This is a genomic window from Streptococcus suis, from assembly GCF_002964575.1.
In the GTDB taxonomy this organism is placed as follows: Bacteria; Bacillota; Bacilli; order Lactobacillales; family Streptococcaceae; genus Streptococcus; species Streptococcus suis_R.
The window spans coordinates 138,489-156,323 of the sequence record NZ_POQQ01000089.1 but is presented as its reverse complement, the minus strand read 5'-3'; the positions used below and the strand labels follow the sequence as shown (position 1 = coordinate 156,323).

Below are 17,835 nucleotides of genomic sequence, written 5' to 3'. Positions count from 1 at the left end.
TCGCTAGTCTGGGGATAGACTGTTTTACCCGACGCCTAAAAATAAAAGAGCGTCGCTAGTCTGGGGATAGACTGTTTTACCCGACGCTATAGAAGAAAGAATAACTACAACCCGTAGAAAAGCAGATTTCTACGGGTTTCTTATAACTAAATTTTCCCTATTTCTACTTGCTTCAATCATTATTATTTGAAACTATATATACATAGAAAAAGGCATTTATTATACATTCGTACGGCATTTGCTGTCCAATGGTAATAGCTAGACCAGACTTTGTCGCCTATGACCATCTTTACCAAAATAATCTTAGTCTGCGACTAATGAAGGTTATTTTCGGTATTCCTTTGATTTGTTACACGGTCAAAAGTCCACAAGAGTATGAGAAGAACAAAGTCCTCTTTGACCTGCAAATCTTTGAAGGTTTTGATCCAAGGCAACTTAATAAAAAACAGGAATAATATACAAGTCATCCCCTATTGTTCTCAAAAAGGGGATGACTTGTATATAACTGTTTAACAAATTAAACTTTTGTCTGGATTTGAAATATTTTTTTTGCTATACTAATCATATGAAAACTATGACACTTGGAAAATTGCTCGCATTACCCCATTTTCATCATTTTTATAACCTGCCTATTAGTGAAAATTGGGAAGGTCCTGAAAATTATATAGTTGTTTTTGAACAGAATGGTCAAGCTGTATTTGTTGATTTGAATAGTGAAGTTGGTTACACTCACGAGGCACGTTTTGCTAGTCATTTTCATAAAGACAATCTTTTGGTTGGTTTGGGGGCTGTTCCTGTCAGCACCTGGCCTACTTGCCAAATCCTTACCATAGAGAAAAATAGCAATCAGAGGGGGATTGCCCTTGCTAACCTAGTTGAACACTACGGAGACCTATCTATTTTTAAGCAAATGGCAGAGCAGTATCGACAGCGTGAACGTTCTACTATTTATGACCCCTACCGCTATTCCTATACCATCGATGAGAAAAAAATAGAGGCTTCAAGCGCCTTAAACATTGTCCAGCGGAAAGAATACGAGAAGATACGAGATTTTCACCCCTTTCTTCAAACCAATAGGGGAAATGTTTATGCTGTACCATGTCACTATCAGGATAAACAACGAAATAAAGAAACCAAAATTTATATTATGGGCTGGTATTTCTACGAAAAACAATTAAAAATTTCTTGGAAACCATCCCACTCTCGAAAAAGTAGATGGCGTTCTTCCCTTGTTTCAGTTGATAAACTGTCCGAACGCTACTTTTTCCAAGGGGAACTCTATAAGAAAGGCTCCTTTCCTATATTCTTAGACAATCTGACCATACAAAACAAAAGCTACCAAAAACGCCTAGACACTGAATTCGCAGCCTTCATCAGTATCATTGAAAAACAGAAACAGGCAGCAAAACTGCGCATAAAATAAGGCTAAGCCTAATGAGCCTAGCCTTATTTTTAGAGTTGATGTCACTATCCCCTATGGTTGATAGACAATCTGATAATTGGCATTAACGATCACACCATTTTGATAAACAGAATAGTGGGTATTGTCATTTCCTTCTAAAACATTATATGGAATAGCTTCAGTCCGTGTGTAATTTCCCTCGATGACACGCCAATTATTCTCACCAAGGATAGAATTAGCGTATTCTATGGTCTTGGGACCACTTTCTAGCTGAATACCTGTTTCTGTATTCTTGAGGGGATCTATACCCTCGCTAGCAGTGTTGCTGACACGGTAAAAAGCATCTACATCCAGTTCTCCTGCTCCAACCTTTGTCAAAATACGATCCCGTGTTGTATCCGTTGGGTCAGTTCCAGCAGCATAAAGTGATTGGCTAAGCAAGGTGTCTTTAGGCACCATCATCAAACTAACTTCGCCAATACTCTTATCAATGTAGCCTGTTTCAAAAATTCCGTCTGTAATTTTTCCACGACCTAGTAAATTCTGACTTTCAGCCACCAAGCCTTTCATATTAAATACTAGGGTTTCACCACGACTGTTTTGCCAGGTCCCAATAAGGCTGTCATAATTTCCCTGCATGAGAGAATCGATGTCCATGGAAAGAATGGTGGCAGCTTCCGCCACACTTGACGAACTGGTATCGCTACTGCTCGAAGAACTAGAGGTGTTTGTAGTTGAACTACTTGACGGCTCAGAACCTGCTTGATTAGTACTAGGACTGCAAGCTACAAGGGTTGTCAATGTCAGAATACTTGCTAAAAGGATTGAATAGTTCTTTTTCATACGGTCCTCCTATTCTCTATGGATGGTAAAGCCAGTGGCCTGCTTAGTCGCCATAATGGTCATATCTGAAATCTGCACATGCCCCGGCTGGTTTGCCACAAAAAGTGCACAAGATGCAATATCCTCAGCCTGTAAGGCCTCAATGCCCTTGTAAACTCCAGCCGCTCTGTCTGTATCGCCATGGAAACGAACCTGGCTAAAATCAGTTTCAACAATACCAGGTTGCAGGGTTGTGACCTTGATATTTTTATCGATTGTATCAATCCGAATACCATCTGACAGCACCTTAACCGCTGATTTTGTAGCCGCATAAACCGCAGCGCCCGCATAGGCATAAATTCCAGCAGTAGAGCCGATATTGATAAGATGTCCCTCATTATGTTCAACCATTTGAGGTAAAATCTGGCGTGTAACAGTTAACAAGCCCTTTACATTGGTATCTATCATGATCATCATGTCTGCCAGGTCATAGTCTTGAAGTTTATCCAAGCCTAAAGCCAGACCTGCATTGTTGACCAAGATATGAACTTGTCCCACTTCTTGCAGTATCTGTTGGCAAGAAGCAATAACTTGGTCATTTTGTGTAACATCAAATGAATAAACGTAAACCTGTACATCATAATTTTTCTCAATATCACATTTTATTTCATTTAATTTATCGTTTCTGCGTCCAGTAATGATGACATTGTCACCATTCTTTGCGAAAGCGTAGGCGATTGCTTTGCCAATGCCACTGGTCGCACCAGTAATCATACAATTTCTCATTCTAGCATTCCTCATTCTGTCGATACAATTATTATATCATTTTTAGCAGAAAAAGAAAAACAACCAAGAAATTTTCTCGATTGTTAAAAAATATTCATCAACCGCATTAGGTGCATATTAAAACGAACCTGTCTAGCATAGTAAATATTTCCACCATTTACATAAAGTTTACCACCATGCAAGAGGGCTATTGGGTGATAGTAGGTATAGGTTTCACCACTTGTATTACCAAGGCTGGGAGCTACGACTGTCTTGGAATACTCTTGAGCTAAAGCAAGGGTATGTTCACCACCATTTTCAGCCACAAAATCAATATAGGCAGGCCCAAAATTGTAGGCTTGAACAGCGGTCCAGACTTCAACTCCCTTTTCCTCTGCTAAATGTAAATTCTCTGATAAATAGACTACGCCCTGACGGATACTCTCTTTACTATCAGTAATCGTATTGGTATAGCCCGTTGCAGATTCGCTAGACTGCATGACATCTGCTTCTCGTCCCTTAGTTTCTGTGTAAATCATAGCCAAAACCAGTTCTTCATTGGCAGCTGTATCATTCTCAGCCAGAACTTCTTGAACCATAGCCTGATAGGTCATCACTTGTTTGACATCTTGATAGATCTGGAAGCTCTTTACAAGGAGAAAAGCAAGGGCGATAAGGCTAATCGCTCTTATTAGTTTCTTCATTTACTTACTCTTTATATCTTCAATATTTTTGATAAGAATGGAATAGGTTCCATTATCGTTTTGGATAAACTCTACGGATTCAGCATCTTCATAAACTGCATTAGGAACGATCAGTTCAATACCGTTTGAGAGTGAGAGTTTCTGGTTCTCAAATTTTTTCAATTGCCGACTGCTATCAATCTCGTCAAAGGAAATCTTATCTGGAATAACTTCTTTGAGCTGGTCAACAAAGTTCAAACGGGCAGTCAGATTATTATCGAATAGTTGGTCAGCCAATTTTTCAGGAGAAAGTTCATTGTCTTCTTCCAAATGGTTGAAAATAGCTGACTTGACCTTTGATTGAAACTGAAAATCACCTTGGTGGAAATTATCCGCGATTTTCTGTGCGGTCTGTTCTACTGCTTTGATGGATTTTTTGGCAGAAATGGCTGGCGCTACCTGCAGAAGATTATCTGAAAAGTAATGGAGAAAGGCTCCATTGTGCTTAATCCTCTTTTCAATCAAATAATATTTACGTGTCTGTAGATTGATGATTAAGGCTTCATCTGGCGTAGAACCTGCTCCTGGCAGATTGTTTTGAGTGATTTTTAGCGGGCTATCACTTTCTGAACCAACGTGAGCAAGGTTTTCACGTAAGGCGATCCTTAGAAAAGCGAAATGCTCCACACCATTTCGTTCAAATTCAATGAATATCAAATCGTTGGTTTTAAGATTTTCTGAAATGGAAAATTCTTCTTTCCAGAGACCAGCAATTTTGACAGAGCTAGTCAGTAAATCTTCACTTAAGAAATCAAGAAAAGGATTGTCTGCTTCAAATTGTCCAGTTTTTGCTTCATCAGAAAAGACACGTTTGATTTTCTTGCGCAAATATTCTTCTATTTTCGGACTGACAGTCAAAAGCTGGTCAGCAAGGACCAGCTCAGTGTCGTCAGGACTAAATTGATGTATAATAGCTTTTTTTACAAATATATCCATTATAAACCTTCGTAAAGTGGGAAGCGGTCTGTCAAAGCACGTACTTCTTGACGAACTTCTTCTAGAACGGCTTCATTTTCTGCATTTTCAAGGGCTTTGATGGTCAACTCAGCAACCTTGCGAGCTTCTTCTACTCCAAAACCGCGAGCAGTAATGGCTGCAGAGCCAACACGGATACCGCTTGTTTTGAATGGTGAGAGTTTTTCGTAAGGAATTGAGTTTTTGTTGAGGGTGATGTTCACTTCATCCAAGAGATGTTGGGCAACTTTACCGTTCTCAACAACTTTTGTCACATCTACCAAGAAGAGATGGTTGTCTGTGCCACCTGTGATGACCTTGAAATTCGGGTTGGCAAGGAAGACTTCTGCCATCGCCTTGCTGTTGTCAATAATTTTTTGAGCGTAATCTTTAAAGGCTGGGTCTAAAACTTCTTTGAAGGACACAGCTTTTGCAGCAATAACATGCTCAAGTGGACCACCTTGGATACCAGGGAAGATAGCTGAGTTGATTTTCTTGATAAGGGCTTCATCATTGGTCAAAATCAAACCGCCACGAGGTCCACGAAGAGTTTTGTGGGTTGTTGTTGTTGTGATATGAGCGTGAGGAACTGGGTTTGGATGGAGACCAGCAGCTACAAGACCAGCAATATGGGCCATGTCCACCATCAATTTTGCACCAACTGCATCTGCGATTTCACGGAATTTAGCAAAGTCAATTGTACGTGCATAGGCAGAAGCACCAGCAACAATCAATTTAGGCTGCACTTCTTTTGCTTGCTCTAGAATTGCATCGTAATCCAGCAAACCAGTCACTTCGTCAACGTTGTAAGCAACGAAGTTGTAGGTTTGTCCAGAGAAGCTAACCGCAGCACCGTGAGTCAAGTGACCACCTGCTGACAAATCCATCCCCATCACTGTATCGCCTGGTTCAATCAAGGCCATGTATGCAGCACAGTTGGCTTGGCTACCTGAGTGCGGCTGAACGTTGGCATACTGAGCACCAAAGATTTCTTTTGCACGTTCAATGGCAAGGCTTTCGATGACATCGACGCATTCCGTACCGCCATAGTAACGACGACCTGGGTAACCTTCAGCATATTTGTTGGTCAAAATAGAACCTTGAGCAGCCATAACTGCTTTAGAAACAACGTTTTCAGACGCGATCAACTCGATATTATTTTGTTGGCGTTTTTCTTCAGCTTGAATAGCTTCCCAAACTTCTTTGTCGAAATCTTTGTAGTCAACTTTGTCAAAAATCATGTGCGGTACTCCTTTATAAGTGCTTGATAAAGCGATATTGTAATTTGTCAGATTCATATCCCAAATGCTCATAAAAACGATGGGCTTGTTTACGGTGTTCAGCTGAATTGAGGCGAATGAAAGATAATCCTTTGTCTAGAGCTAGCTTTTCAACTGCTTGTAACAACTTTGAACCAATTCCCTTGCCTTGGTATTCTGAAAGAACAGCCAATCCTAGAATATTAAGACCAGGATTTGAATACAGACTTTCATAGACTTGAGCATGAATGTAGCCTGATACTTGACCAGTTTCATCGTCCTCAAAAACCAAGATAGTATGTCCATTAGACTCCGAACAACGTTTAAATTGTATTTCTGTTTGCTCAAGAGGCACATCGTAGCCTAAGGCTTGTGCATTTATTTCTCTAATCGCTGACAAATCTGCAAACTCAATACTTCGAATCATGTCTTAATCCTCAAATTCTATTTCAGGGGCAGCAGCTTGGATCTCTTCCCGGCTGATACTGCCTTGTCGGAGAATTCTAGCTTTTGGTCCTGAAAGATCTAAGATGGTTGAATCAATTCCAGCCAAGGCCTCGTCATCGGCTATCCCTTCCAATTTTTCAGAGAATTGTGATAGGACTTTGGTAAACTCTTTACCACTTTCTTGTCCGGAAACATTAGCTGATGGTCCGATTAAGGGACCCGTTTCCGCAATCAAACGAAGGGTTTTTTCGTGTTTTGGTAGACGAAATCCAACAGTATCCAGGCCAGAATTAACCCAAAAAGGAACATTGGCGTTCGCTTTCAGGATAATCGTTAGCGGTCCTGGCATAAATCTATTATACAGTTTTTCTAGATAATGAGGGGGATTTTGACTGAAAAAATAAATATCGTTCAGATTTGAGACATTTAAGTTCATGGCCTTGTCCCTAGGGCGCTGTTTCAACTGATAGACACGGTTGACTGCATTTTCATTCAAGGCTTGGGCAAAAAGCCCATAGACGGTCTCAGTCGGCAAAACCACTGCTCCTCCATTCTCGAGGATTGTTCGGAGTTTATCCATTGTCATCCGCTACGACCTTTCTATCCTGACCGAATTGGTCTTTTAAAATGCGAATACGTTTTTTGGGACAATGCAGAGCCAGTAAGTCAGTCAAGGCTTGTCCTTGCTTGTAGCCAATTTCAAAGTAGAGTTTTCCATCCTCTTTCAAAAAAGCGCCTGCTTGCTCCGCAATTTGTCTATAGATAGCCATGCCATCTTCTTCCGCAAATAAGGCTAGGTGGGGCTCAGAAGTCAATACATTAAGCCCAACTTCATCTGTGTCATCTGGTGAGATGTAGGGCGGATTGGAAACAATGATGTCAAAATGACCTGTCACAGCATGCAAGACATCCGATTTTAGAAATTGGACAGAGACGTGATTATTTCTTGCATTTTCCTGAGCCACTTCTAAGGCATCCTCTGAAATATCAACTGCTACAACTTCCCAATCCGGTCTAGCTTTTGCAAGGGAAATGGCAATAGCACCGCTTCCTGTACCGATGTCTAAGATACGTAAACCTGCTCTGCTATTTTCCTGTAAAATCAAATCGACTAATTCTTCCGTTTCAGGTCTTGGAATTAAAACCCGATTGTCCACCTTGAACTCCAAGCCATGAAAATCAGCTTTTCCGATAATGTATTGGGCAGGTCGGTGCTGGGAAAGTTGCTGAAAAATCGCATCAATTTCTTCTTTGTCGGTCGGTGTGACTTCCTGACGGAGGAGGAGAAGAAATTCCGTAAAGTTCAGTCCCTTTAAGCCACGAAAGGTGAAGGACAGGGATTCTGCCTCTTCACCGATTGCGACTAATTGTTCTTCGTATGCTGCAAATAATTGAGCGTAATTCATTATTTGTTAAGCTCTTCTAGTTTTTGCGTCTGATCGTAAAGCACAAGAGCATCTACGACTTCGTCCATCTTACCTGACAAGATAGTATCCAGCTTTTGCAAGGTCAAGCCGATACGGTGGTCTGTCACACGGTTTTGTGGGAAGTTGTAGGTACGGATACGCTCTGAACGGTCACCTGTACCAATGGTTGATTTACGCTCTGCGTCTTGCTCATCTTGGGCAATCTGTGCAAAGTGGTCCGCAACCCGGGCACGGATGATCTTCATGGCCTTTTCACGGTTTTTCTGCTGGGTCCGTTCTTCCTGCATCTCTACCTTGATGTTGGTTGGCAAGTGAACGATACGCACGGCAGTCGCAACCTTGTTGACGTTCTGTCCACCAGCACCAGATGCGTGGTAAATATCGACACGAAGATCTTTTGGATCGATATCATATTCCACTTCTTCAACTTCTGGCATGATGAGGACAGTTGCTGTTGAGGTGTGGACACGACCTTGGCTTTCTGTCACAGGGACACGTTGGACACGGTGAGCTCCTGATTCATACTTGAGTTTTGAATAAACGGATTGACCAGAGACCATGGCAACCACTTCCTTGATACCGCCGACACCATTATAAGAAGCCTCCATGACTTCAAAACGCCAGCCTTGACCTTCTGCATACTTTTGGTACATGGTCAAGAGGTCGCCTGCAAAGAGAGCAGCTTCATCACCACCTGCGGCACCACGGATTTCCAAGATGATGTTTTTGTCATCGTTAGGGTCTTTTGGTAAAAGAAGGATTTTCAGCTTTTCTTCGTAAGCCTCTTTATCAGCCTTAGCTTGTTTGAGTTCTTCCTTAGCCATTTCCTCCAAGTCAGCATCACCAGAAGATTCTTTAATCATCTCTTCTGCATCGACAATGTTTTGAAGAACATTCTTATATTCACGGTAGGCTGTAACCGTGTCACGAGTTGCCGCTTCTTCCTTAGACAACTCCATAAAACGCTTGGTATCGCTGATTACATCTGGGTCGGACAACAATTCACCAAGTTCCTCGTAGCGATCTTCCACCGCCTGTAATTGATCATAGATGTTCATAAAATTAAGATACAAAGCCCGTTAAGCAAGCACAGTCAAAATAGGAATTTTGACCAAGTGTTACAAACACTTGGAGAAATTATCTTTTTGACACAGCTTGTAGGGCGTGTTCAGTTCCTTTCTGTAATATGTAGGTCATGAAACAGGCACAGTTCGTAGCCCGAATTCAATTCCTTTCTAAATATTTGACCGAACACACTTCTTGTTAGCTTGTAGGGCGTGTTCATTTCCTTTCTGTAATATGTAGGTCATGAGACAGGCACAGCTCGTAGCCCGTATTCAATTCCTTTCTAAATATTTGACCGAACACACTTCCAGTTAGCTTGTAGGACGTGTTCATTTCCTTTATATAATATGCAATCCATGAAAACAGGCACAGTTCCTAGCCTATTTTCAGTTTTTCAAAAATCGTGCCTTCATTCTTCGATTTAGAACCTTGTTTTACAGTTCAATCTCAGGCGAAAAGTAATGTTTACGGCAAACTGGAATGTAGGTTTCATTTCCACCGATTTGAATTTGTGCTCCTTCATAAGTCGGCTTACCATCCTGTGTTCGCAACACCATGGTCGCCTTTTTGGAACAATATTGGCAGATAGTTTTAATTTCATCCAGCTTATCAGCCAAAAGCAACAAGTGTTTGGAGCCTTCGAATAATTCGTTACGGAAATCATTTTTCAAGCCAAAGGCCATAACTGGAACATCCAATTCATCCACTACTCGCGCCAAGTCATAAACATGATGACGGCGGAGGAATTGGGCTTCATCAATCAAAACACAATAAGGACGGGGTTGAATTTTCTGAATATAACCAAAGATGTCCATTTCGTCGTCAATGGCCACAGCCTCTCTTCTCATACCGATACGGCTGGAAACAACGCCAAAGGCATCACGGGTGTCCAAGGCAGAAGTCATAATGACAACAGGCTTACCTTGCTCTTCATAGTTATGGGCTACTTTAAGAATTTCAATGGTTTTACCAGAATTCATCGTCCCATATTTATAGTATAATTGAGCCACTTTTCACTTTCCAATCTAAATTTTCACTCCCTCCATTCTATCATAATTTGACCATTTAGGAAATAGAAAAACAAGCCCGTTTTGAGCTTGTTTGCACGTTTAAAAGTTGATTTTTTCCAGCATCCGTTTTTCTTCATTTTTCATGTGCTGACAAAAATCATCATATCCAGTGTAGGCTTGAGGAATTTGGAAGTAATAGCTAAATAGCTTTCCGCCCAATCCAGACAGTTCTCCAATTTCTTCCAAACCAGATTTTTCAGTACTTGGCTGGATAAAACCGCCTTGTTTAGCTTGTAAAATATGTACATAAGCCGTTAACTGATTGTAGTCATTACGACTATCCAAAAATCGTTTATATTTGGTATCAATGGGGATACTTTTATAAACAAAATCAGGGTAACGGGGCGAATGTACTGGATTTTTAAACAAATGGAGCGTTTTTAAATTGGAACCACGACCATAGTGCTCCCAATTTGTAACTTTTCCAATGTATTCCTCCCAAAGCCACGCAATATCAATGAGAAATCCGTTGATATGTTGGTCTTGATTGCCAAAATGAATCTTTTCTTCCTGCAAAATACGGATACAAAGATCTTGTAATTGACCATATTCTTCAAAATAGCCATGTCTAAGCGGAGAATTGATGTTTTTCAGCAACACAGTTTCTCTATCCATTAAAGAATACGAAGGTGTTAGTTGTCGTATAACCTGGACATGTTCTCGAATGGTTGGTTCAATGTCTAGGATAAAGGCATGGTGATGACAAATTTTTTCAATGGTATGTCGAATAAGCTGGTTTACAGGATTGTCAAACGAAAACTCTCTGGTTTGATAGGCAATGCGACCTGTAAAAAGAGCATTTTGTCGGATATGCCGTGAAATGTCTATCCGTCCTCTAAGATGACTATCGTTGTAATTATTTCTAACATATTCTTTATAAATCCCTTTTGACATAGCCTGGTTCAAATAATAAGGAAACAGAAAGACAAGCAAGTCATAGAAAGATTGATTTCGCTGACTATTTAATTGATGCTTAGTAACGTTGTAATGTAGGACAGTTTCCAACATGTATTGTAGAAAGAAATCATCTCCATCGTCAAGACTAAACCTTGACCGAATCGTCATACTCTCCCCTTGACCAGCAAGAATGCCGGCCAGATTGCTGGTCCACCACTGTCCATTTCTCAATTCAAAGATAGATTGTTCTGCTCTCAAATCTGAAGATTGGTTTATATTTGGCGGAAAAAGTAGGAAATCTTCCCCAGCTAACTGCTTTAAGGTTCGATTACTTAATTTTTCTACAAGCACATTGGGGCTGATTTTTGTGTTGTCAGTGACAAGATAGTGAACCATCAGCCCTACTCCCCGCCAAAATAGATTGATTGTACTTGCTCCAATTTTTCAGCAGAACGCGGGTCTCCACGGAAATAGTCTTTCAATAGCGGTTGGAGTTTATTGGTCCATAGCGGAGCTTCATTTATAGTTAGCTCTGGCTTAGAAGAATCTTTGAAGTAACTAGCTCCGATCTGATAATCTGCGGACAAACCACAAATGGTCATAATGGCCTGATTCAAGCGTGTCATCTGCTCTTTGACATCCTGAGACAAGGCCATATTTTCAGCGGATTGTTCAGCAGTGATTTCGATAAAGGTAAATCTTCTTCGCATTGCAAAGTCAAATGTATCCACTGATCGATCAATATCGTTCATGGTTCCAATGATGTAGACATTTTCAGGAATATAAAACTTTTCAGTTGGATTCTTATGTAAATTTGCATACTGGGTAAAAACCGCTCCTTTTGGTCCTCGGTAACTTGGATCTAGCGAGAAGAAAAGTTCACCAAAGATTTTACTCATTTCTCCCCGATTTATTTCATCTATAATAAATACATAGGGTTTGTTTGTACTGGATTGCTGACTTTCCTTTATCCTTGGTAGAATATAGCTTTCGAAAATTGGAGTTTTATAAGTTGAATGGTAGTTCTCCTCTCCCCACTTCCCAGTTTCCAAATATTCTCGAACATTTTCTAAGGTCAGGCTTGCTTTAGTACCACCTGGGACGATGTAGGTGATATTATGACGGCTATTGACTTTAAAATGAAAATTCTTGAGCTCTATAACATCAGTTCCGATGGACTGAAGAAAATCCTGCCAAATTGAGTCCATATCTACATCCGATGCTTGACTAGCTTTAGCTTTCTCACAGAAAGTCTTAAAAATCCCATCTCGCAGCTCAAAACCAAGACTAGTTCCTACATTTACAGGTCTAAGCCCCTCAACAAAGTCTGTGTAATCATAGCTTGGATGAAATTGAACAAAACCAAGACGTTCTTGTTCTTCAACAGTAAGTTTCTCTATATCTCGAACACGTCCTCCACTGATGATATCAGCAGCAATTTGCTGGGCAAGATAGGTTTTGCCAGTCCCTGGGGCACCACGAAAAATCACATTCTTTGCCTCTAACAAGGTCGGGCTATACTGATTACTCAAAAACATATCTTCTTCCTCCACTATTTTGTCTGAAGACACCACCTCATTGCGAAACTCCCACAAAATAGAACTAAGCAAATCGGCATTCAATTCTAGATGGCGTTCCGTAAGAGTTTTCACTAACTGATAATTCTGTTTATAAACTCCGCCTAATTTCTCCAGCGGAACCAATTTTCCCCATAACTCTTGGCTACTTTGAAGATTAATACCTGTAAATACCTGTTGTTGACTATAAATACAGAGTAATTTTGTAACCATTGCAGAACGACTAAAGAAAGAATTTACATTGAATTCGTCATGATCAAATTCTAAAGCTATCCCTCTCTGAATAATCGCAAACAAATCATGTTTCAGACGAGAAAAAGCTGTATCCAGTTCTTCAGGAGCTAACGGTTTATTATTCTGATTGCAATAGGAAGCCAGTTCCTTGCTCCAATAAATCCCAAATTTTCCTGCGCTACCACCACGGATTCCTAAATACAAATCGCGATATTTCCCATGTTCCAATTCATAGCAAAGCGACTTATTTTCAGAGCCTTTTCCAGTAACATAGTCATCCAAAGACATATTCTTTAAACGTTCCAAGGGCCAAGTCTTCAAGAACTCATTTGCTAATTTTTGGTTATTCTCTTGCCACAATCTTGCCTTTTCTAATAAATCAGACCGATTAGCAAGATACCACTCAGAAAAGTAATCTAGACTTATTTTTGACATACAAACCTCCTATGTTATTCTATTATACTCTATTTATATGAGTGAGAACAAGAAAAACAAGCCCGTTTTGAGCTTGTTTGATATTAAGACCAAGGGAATGATAAGAAATTTCCGACACACTCAAAAATGATTTTAGCTACCTTTGGTTTCCACTTGTAGAGCATAACACATCCATAGATTAAGCTGAGGAAAGAAAAGGTAATCAATAAAGGTCCTTCCCATATACTCTTGGCAAAAACAGTTGCTACTAGATACAAAAATAATACAGCGAGTAGGAACGATAAAATCATACGATAAAAATAGTTCATAAGCCATTACCTCCTGTATAAGTATAGAATAGCAAAAACTGTAAGCGTTGTCAATGTTTTACTTATAGAAAACAGGTAAGAAATATGCTATACTGAAACTAGAAAACTAAAGGAGAAACGATATGCCATTTGTACGTATTGATTTGTTTGAAGGACGCACGGAGGAACAAAAGATTGCCCTTGCGCGTGAAGTAACAGAGGTTGTATCTCGAAATACAAACGCACCAAAAGAAGCGATTCATGTCTTTATCAACGACATGCCTGAAGGAACCTACTACCCACAAGGCGAAATGAAACGCAAATAAGAGAAAACACTCTTGCAACAAAATGCAGGAGTGTTTCTTTGTATCAAGATTATTTCTTATCGTCTTCATCCATGCTGAGAACACTGAGGAAGGCTTCTTGTGGTACTTCTACGGAACCGATTGCCTTCATCCGTTTCTTACCAGCTTTTTGTTTTTCCAAGAGTTTGCGTTTACGGGAAACGTCACCACCATAACACTTGGCCAAAACGTTTTTGCGAAGGGCCTTAATATCGCTACGGGCCACGATTTTCTGACCGATTGCTGCCTGGATTGGTACTTCAAACTGTTGACGAGGGATGATTTTCTTGAGTTTGTCCACGATGATTTTCCCACGTTCATAAGCAAATTCCTTGTGGACGATAAAGCTGAGAGCATCGACCTTATCGCCATTGAGGAGAATATCCATTTTCACCAACTTGGATGAACGGTATTCCGAAATCTCATAGTCAAAGCTGGCATAACCACGAGTGGATGACTTAAGCTTGTCAAAGAAGTCAAAGACAATCTCCGCAAGTGGAATTTGGTAGATAACATTGACACGGTTATCATCGATATAATCCATAGTTACAAAGTCACCACGTTTGCGTTGGGCCAATTCCATGACCGCACCGACGTATTCCTGCGGTACCATGATTTGTGCCTTAACGTAAGGTTCTTCGATAGTGGCAATCTTGGTTGGGTCTGGGAATTCGGACGGGTTGGCTACATCAATCATTTCACCGTCCGTCATGTTGACATGGTAGACTACCGACGGAGCTGTCATGATGAGGTCAATGTTAAACTCACGCTCAATCCGTTCTTGGATAACATCCATGTGCAAGAGACCCAAGAAGCCACAACGGAAACCAAATCCGAGTGCTTGTGACGTTTCTGGCTCAAACTGCAAGCTAGCATCGTTGAGCTGGAGCTTTTCCAAAGCTTCACGGAGATCATTGTACTTGTTGGAATCGATTGGATAGATACCTGCAAAGACCATTGGGTTCATCTGCTTGTAGCCTGCAAGTGGCTCGCTAGCAGGATTTTCAGCCAAGGTCACTGTATCACCGACGCGGGTATCTGCAACTGTCTTGATGGAGGCTGCGATGTAACCTACATCACCAGTCGCCAAGTAATCACGACCGATTGCTTTTGGTGTGAAGATACCGACTTCCGTCACATCAAAAGTCTTACCATTGCTCATCATCTGAATGGTATCGCCAGGTTTTACCACACCGTTGACGATACGAACTTGCAGGATAACTCCACGATAAGGGTCATAGACAGAGTCAAAAATCAAGGCTTGTAGCGGAGCAGCCACATCACCAGTCGGTGCTGGAACCTTCTCCACGATTTGCTCCAAGATTTCCTCGATACCAATACCAGCCTTGGCTGATGTCGGCACTGCTTCTGAGGCATCCAAACCAATCACATCTTCGATTTCCTGACGAACACGTTCAGGATCTGCTGCTGGCAGGTCAATCTTGTTGATGATTGGCAAGATTTCCAAATCATTGTCCAACGCTAGATAAACGTTAGCCAAGGTCTGTGCTTCAATCCCTTGAGCTGCGTCCACCACCAAAATCGCACCTTCACAGGCAGCCAATGAACGTGAAACTTCATAGGTAAAGTCCACGTGTCCAGGCGTGTCAATCAAGTGGAAAATGTAAGTTTCGCCATCTTTGGCCTTGTAATTGAGCTGAACAGCATTTAACTTAATAGTGATTCCACGCTCACGTTCCAAGTCCATGCTATCAAGCAACTGAGCCTGCATTTCGCGACTAGAAACTGTTTCTGTCTTCTCAAGAATACGGTCAGCCAAGGTTGATTTTCCATGGTCAATATGGGCAATAATAGAGAAGTTCCGAATCTTCTCCTGTCGTTTTTTCAAATCTTCTAAGTTCATGTTTCTTCCTCTACAAGAGTATTACTCTTTATTATATCAGAAATACCAAGAACTTGCCATAAGAAAAACGGGAGTGGGAAAGACATCCATGATGGCTCCGTCCTCACCCACAGAATAATGAAAACGAACATAAGGCCCTCACTAGGTGTATAATCTTAGTGAGGGCTTTGTGGTTGACGAGTTAATGATATTAGTCATCGCGGGAAAAACTAACCCACTCTACTGACGAGCACCCCAGAATATGCGATAGGCATGAGTATAAAAATACGACTAAAATTCGGTAGATAAGCTCTCTAATTTTTAGAAGGAGGGAATTGTCATGGATGTTCTCTATCAATCTTGTGCAGGTATTGATGTCCATCAAGCCAATATCGTTGTCTGTATCCTACACGGACCACTCACCTCAACTCGTCCAAAGCGTGAGATGGCTACGTTTGATACAACGACTAAAGGCCTACGTGCTTGCCACGATTTTCTCAGTCAATTTCATGTGGAAGCTGTTGGTATGGAAAGTACAGGTGTTTATTGGCGACCTGTCTGGCATGCTCTATGTGATGACTTCAAGTTGATACTCGCTCAACCAGCCCACATGAAGGCTATTCCAGGTCAGAAAACCGACAAGAAGGATGCTCACTGGATTGCCAAATTAACACGAATTGGTCTGCTTCCTCGGAGTTTCGTTCCCGATGAAACCATTCAAGAATTGAGGGAGTTGACCAGACAACGAAAACATTATGTGGAAAGTCGCAATCGAGAAACAAACCGTATCCATAAAATTCTTCAATCAGGTGGTATCAAGCTAACAACCTATATCGAAGATATAATGGGACTATCTGGTCGCAATCTCCTTCAGCTACTGGTTGATGGGACGCCTATGACACCTCGCATTGTCCATCAATCCGTTTATACCAGCTTGAAGAAGAAAGTACCGCAGCTTATGGAAGCCTTGGATGGCTATTTTTCTGACCATCACCGCTTTATGTTAAAGCAGTCATTGGAGATTTATGATTTTTATCAGAAGCAGATTGGGTTGTTGGAAGAGCGAATGAATGTCTATCTATCACAATATGAAAGCCATGTAGAAATATTGGATTCCATCCCAGGCATTGATGTCATTACAGCTTCTGTTATCATTTCTGAGATTGGTGTTGACATGAGTCAGTTTCCCACTGCTGGACATTTAGCTTCTTGGGCTGGACTTTGTCCAGGTAATAATGAGAGTGCTGGTAAAAAACGAAGCACCAAGATTCGACACGGAAATTCTTATTTGAAGAAATGTTTATGCCAAGCCGCTTTCGCTGTCAAAAAACAAAAAGGAAGTCCTCTAGCAGACCGATTTTATCAGATTCAAAGTCGGCGTGGTTCACAAAAAGCAACAATTGCACTCGCACATCAATTATTAAAAATAGCTTATATCCTCTTACAAGAGCAGATAACGTATCCTGAATTTTTAGCACAGAAAAAGACTACTAGGGACGAGCTAGTAGCCTAACATAAAAAATTTTTCGCTTTGATTATATCATAGGGAGAGAGTTTTTGCATTCTTTTGAGTTTTCGTATAAGAACTCCTACATTCTTAGAAGAGTTCCCCTCACTTCCAAACATGTAGGTTCGGGCTAAAATAGTCCACTGGACTATTTTACTCCCACCCCCGCACAGCTCCAACTATCTGGGAGATAGTTGGAGGTTGGAAATGGAGCGAACTTTGTTCGCATCAGCCATAGAGGACAGATTTGGAGTGTGAAACACGAACAAATCTGCCAATCAACCACTGCGCTGAGATGTTGACATAAACTTTGAGTAGGATTGCTGTGGTTGAACTGCTCTGCTATTTCCCCAGCCATAAAGCGATTTCTCGTTGGGCTGCTTCCAGACTGTCTGAGCCATGAACAACATTGGCCACAATACCATCAACCGGGGCTGTCGCAAAATCTCCACGAATGGTTCCTGGTAAGGCATTGGCTGGATTAGTTGCCCCCATCATATCACGCCAGGACTTGACAACTTCAGGTCCTTCCAAAATTCCAGCGATGACAGGACCACTTGTCATGTATTGCACCAAAAGCGGAAAGAAAGGCTTGTCTGTTAAATGCTCATAATGTTGCGCGACTAAGTCCTCTGTCGCCGTCAGCATTTTCAAATCACGAATAACAAATCCACGGCGTTCTATTCTACTGAGAACTTGCCCAACAAGTCCCCGCTGAACAGCATCTGGCTTAATGATAAAGAAGGTTTGTTCCATA

Annotated in this window: 18 protein-coding genes; 4 read left to right on the top strand and 14 right to left on the bottom strand. The window is 41.1% G+C overall.

Annotation, left to right across the window (positions count from 1 at the left end):
* The first annotated feature begins 248 nt into the window (after positions 1 to 248).
* Both C1E58_RS12030 and C1E58_RS11680 read left to right on the top strand, forming a co-directional pair.
* Positions 249 to 455 (top strand): hypothetical protein, encoded by a 207-nt coding sequence (locus tag C1E58_RS12030; RefSeq protein WP_153055843.1) that lies wholly within the window; start codon positions 249 to 251, stop codon positions 453 to 455.
* Between the two features lie 110 nt (positions 456 to 565).
* Positions 566 to 1,423: a hypothetical protein gene (locus tag C1E58_RS11680; RefSeq protein ID WP_105210451.1), complete on the top strand. Its 858-nt coding sequence runs from the start codon at positions 566 to 568 to the stop codon at positions 1,421 to 1,423.
* A 51-nt stretch (positions 1,424 to 1,474) separates the two neighbouring features.
* Here the strand turns inward: C1E58_RS11680 and C1E58_RS11675 are convergent, their stop codons facing one another.
* The 12 genes from C1E58_RS11675 to C1E58_RS11620 all read right to left on the bottom strand — a co-directional run bounded on the left by C1E58_RS11675 (position 1,475) and on the right by C1E58_RS11620 (position 13,097).
* A complete protein-coding gene (locus tag C1E58_RS11675; RefSeq protein ID WP_105210450.1) occupies positions 1,475 to 2,245 on the bottom strand; it encodes a DUF6287 domain-containing protein in 771 nt (256 codons plus the stop codon).
* 9 nt (positions 2,246 to 2,254) lie between these two features.
* Positions 2,255 to 3,010: an SDR family NAD(P)-dependent oxidoreductase gene (locus C1E58_RS11670; RefSeq protein ID WP_105210449.1), complete on the bottom strand. Its 756-nt coding sequence runs from the start codon at positions 3,008 to 3,010 to the stop codon at positions 2,255 to 2,257.
* Positions 3,011 to 3,093: 83 nt separating this feature from the next.
* Positions 3,094 to 3,693, bottom strand: a complete 600-nt coding sequence (locus tag C1E58_RS11665; RefSeq protein ID WP_105210448.1) for a lysozyme family protein — start codon at positions 3,691 to 3,693, stop codon at positions 3,094 to 3,096.
* Positions 3,694 to 4,668: a nucleoid-associated protein gene (locus C1E58_RS11660; protein WP_105210447.1), complete on the bottom strand. Its 975-nt coding sequence runs from the start codon at positions 4,666 to 4,668 to the stop codon at positions 3,694 to 3,696. It abuts the gene before it with no gap.
* Complete coding sequence (gene glyA / locus C1E58_RS11655) at positions 4,668 to 5,927, bottom strand: serine hydroxymethyltransferase (protein WP_105210446.1); 1,260 nt, start codon at positions 5,925 to 5,927, stop codon at positions 4,668 to 4,670. Before glyA ends, C1E58_RS11660 begins: the two co-directional genes overlap by 1 nt.
* Positions 5,928 to 5,940: 13 nt before the next feature.
* The gene (locus C1E58_RS11650; protein WP_105210445.1) at positions 5,941 to 6,372 is read right to left on the bottom strand and encodes a GNAT family N-acetyltransferase; all 432 of its coding nucleotides are present in this window, start codon (positions 6,370 to 6,372) and stop codon (positions 5,941 to 5,943) included.
* A 3-nt stretch (positions 6,373 to 6,375) separates the two neighbouring features.
* Positions 6,376 to 6,978: an L-threonylcarbamoyladenylate synthase gene (locus C1E58_RS11645; RefSeq protein ID WP_193441747.1), complete on the bottom strand. Its 603-nt coding sequence runs from the start codon at positions 6,976 to 6,978 to the stop codon at positions 6,376 to 6,378.
* Entirely contained in the window at positions 6,965 to 7,798 is an 834-nt protein-coding gene (prmC, locus tag C1E58_RS11640; protein WP_105210444.1) for a peptide chain release factor N(5)-glutamine methyltransferase, read from the bottom strand. The genes C1E58_RS11645 and prmC overlap by 14 nt, the downstream gene beginning before the upstream one ends.
* Entirely contained in the window at positions 7,798 to 8,877 is a 1,080-nt protein-coding gene (gene prfA, locus C1E58_RS11635; protein WP_105210443.1) for a peptide chain release factor 1, read from the bottom strand. The genes prmC and prfA overlap by 1 nt, the downstream gene beginning before the upstream one ends.
* A 441-nt stretch (positions 8,878 to 9,318) precedes the next feature.
* On the bottom strand, positions 9,319 to 9,894 hold the full coding sequence (locus tag C1E58_RS11630; protein WP_105210442.1) for a thymidine kinase: 576 nt from the start codon (positions 9,892 to 9,894) through the stop codon (positions 9,319 to 9,321).
* Between the two features lie 99 nt (positions 9,895 to 9,993).
* Complete coding sequence (locus C1E58_RS11625) at positions 9,994 to 11,247, bottom strand: 5-methylcytosine restriction system specificity protein McrC (RefSeq protein WP_105210441.1); 1,254 nt, start codon at positions 11,245 to 11,247, stop codon at positions 9,994 to 9,996.
* A 5-nt stretch (positions 11,248 to 11,252) separates the two neighbouring features.
* Positions 11,253 to 13,097, bottom strand: coding sequence for an McrB family protein (locus tag C1E58_RS11620; RefSeq protein ID WP_105210440.1), 1,845 nt, complete (start codon positions 13,095 to 13,097; stop codon positions 11,253 to 11,255).
* Between the two features lie 430 nt (positions 13,098 to 13,527).
* Between C1E58_RS11620 and C1E58_RS11610 the strand changes: the two genes are divergently transcribed.
* Positions 13,528 to 13,710, top strand: coding sequence for a 4-oxalocrotonate tautomerase (locus tag C1E58_RS11610; protein WP_002934978.1), 183 nt, complete (start codon positions 13,528 to 13,530; stop codon positions 13,708 to 13,710).
* A gap of 49 nt (positions 13,711 to 13,759) precedes the next feature.
* On the opposite strand, the gene lepA is transcribed toward C1E58_RS11610, so the two are convergent.
* Complete coding sequence (gene lepA, locus C1E58_RS11605; protein ID WP_105124578.1) at positions 13,760 to 15,592, bottom strand: translation elongation factor 4; 1,833 nt, start codon at positions 15,590 to 15,592, stop codon at positions 13,760 to 13,762.
* 319 nt (positions 15,593 to 15,911) lie between these two features.
* Here lepA and C1E58_RS11600 point away from each other — a divergent pair, with 319 nt between their 5' ends.
* On the top strand, positions 15,912 to 17,084 hold the full coding sequence (locus tag C1E58_RS11600) for an IS110 family transposase (protein WP_105210439.1): 1,173 nt from the start codon (positions 15,912 to 15,914) through the stop codon (positions 17,082 to 17,084).
* A 336-nt stretch (positions 17,085 to 17,420) separates the two neighbouring features.
* On the opposite strand, the gene ndk is transcribed toward C1E58_RS11600, so the two are convergent.
* Positions 17,421 to 17,834 (bottom strand): nucleoside-diphosphate kinase, encoded by a 414-nt coding sequence (gene ndk / locus C1E58_RS11595; RefSeq protein ID WP_105210438.1) that lies wholly within the window; start codon positions 17,832 to 17,834, stop codon positions 17,421 to 17,423.
* Position 17,835 lies beyond the last annotated feature (1 nt).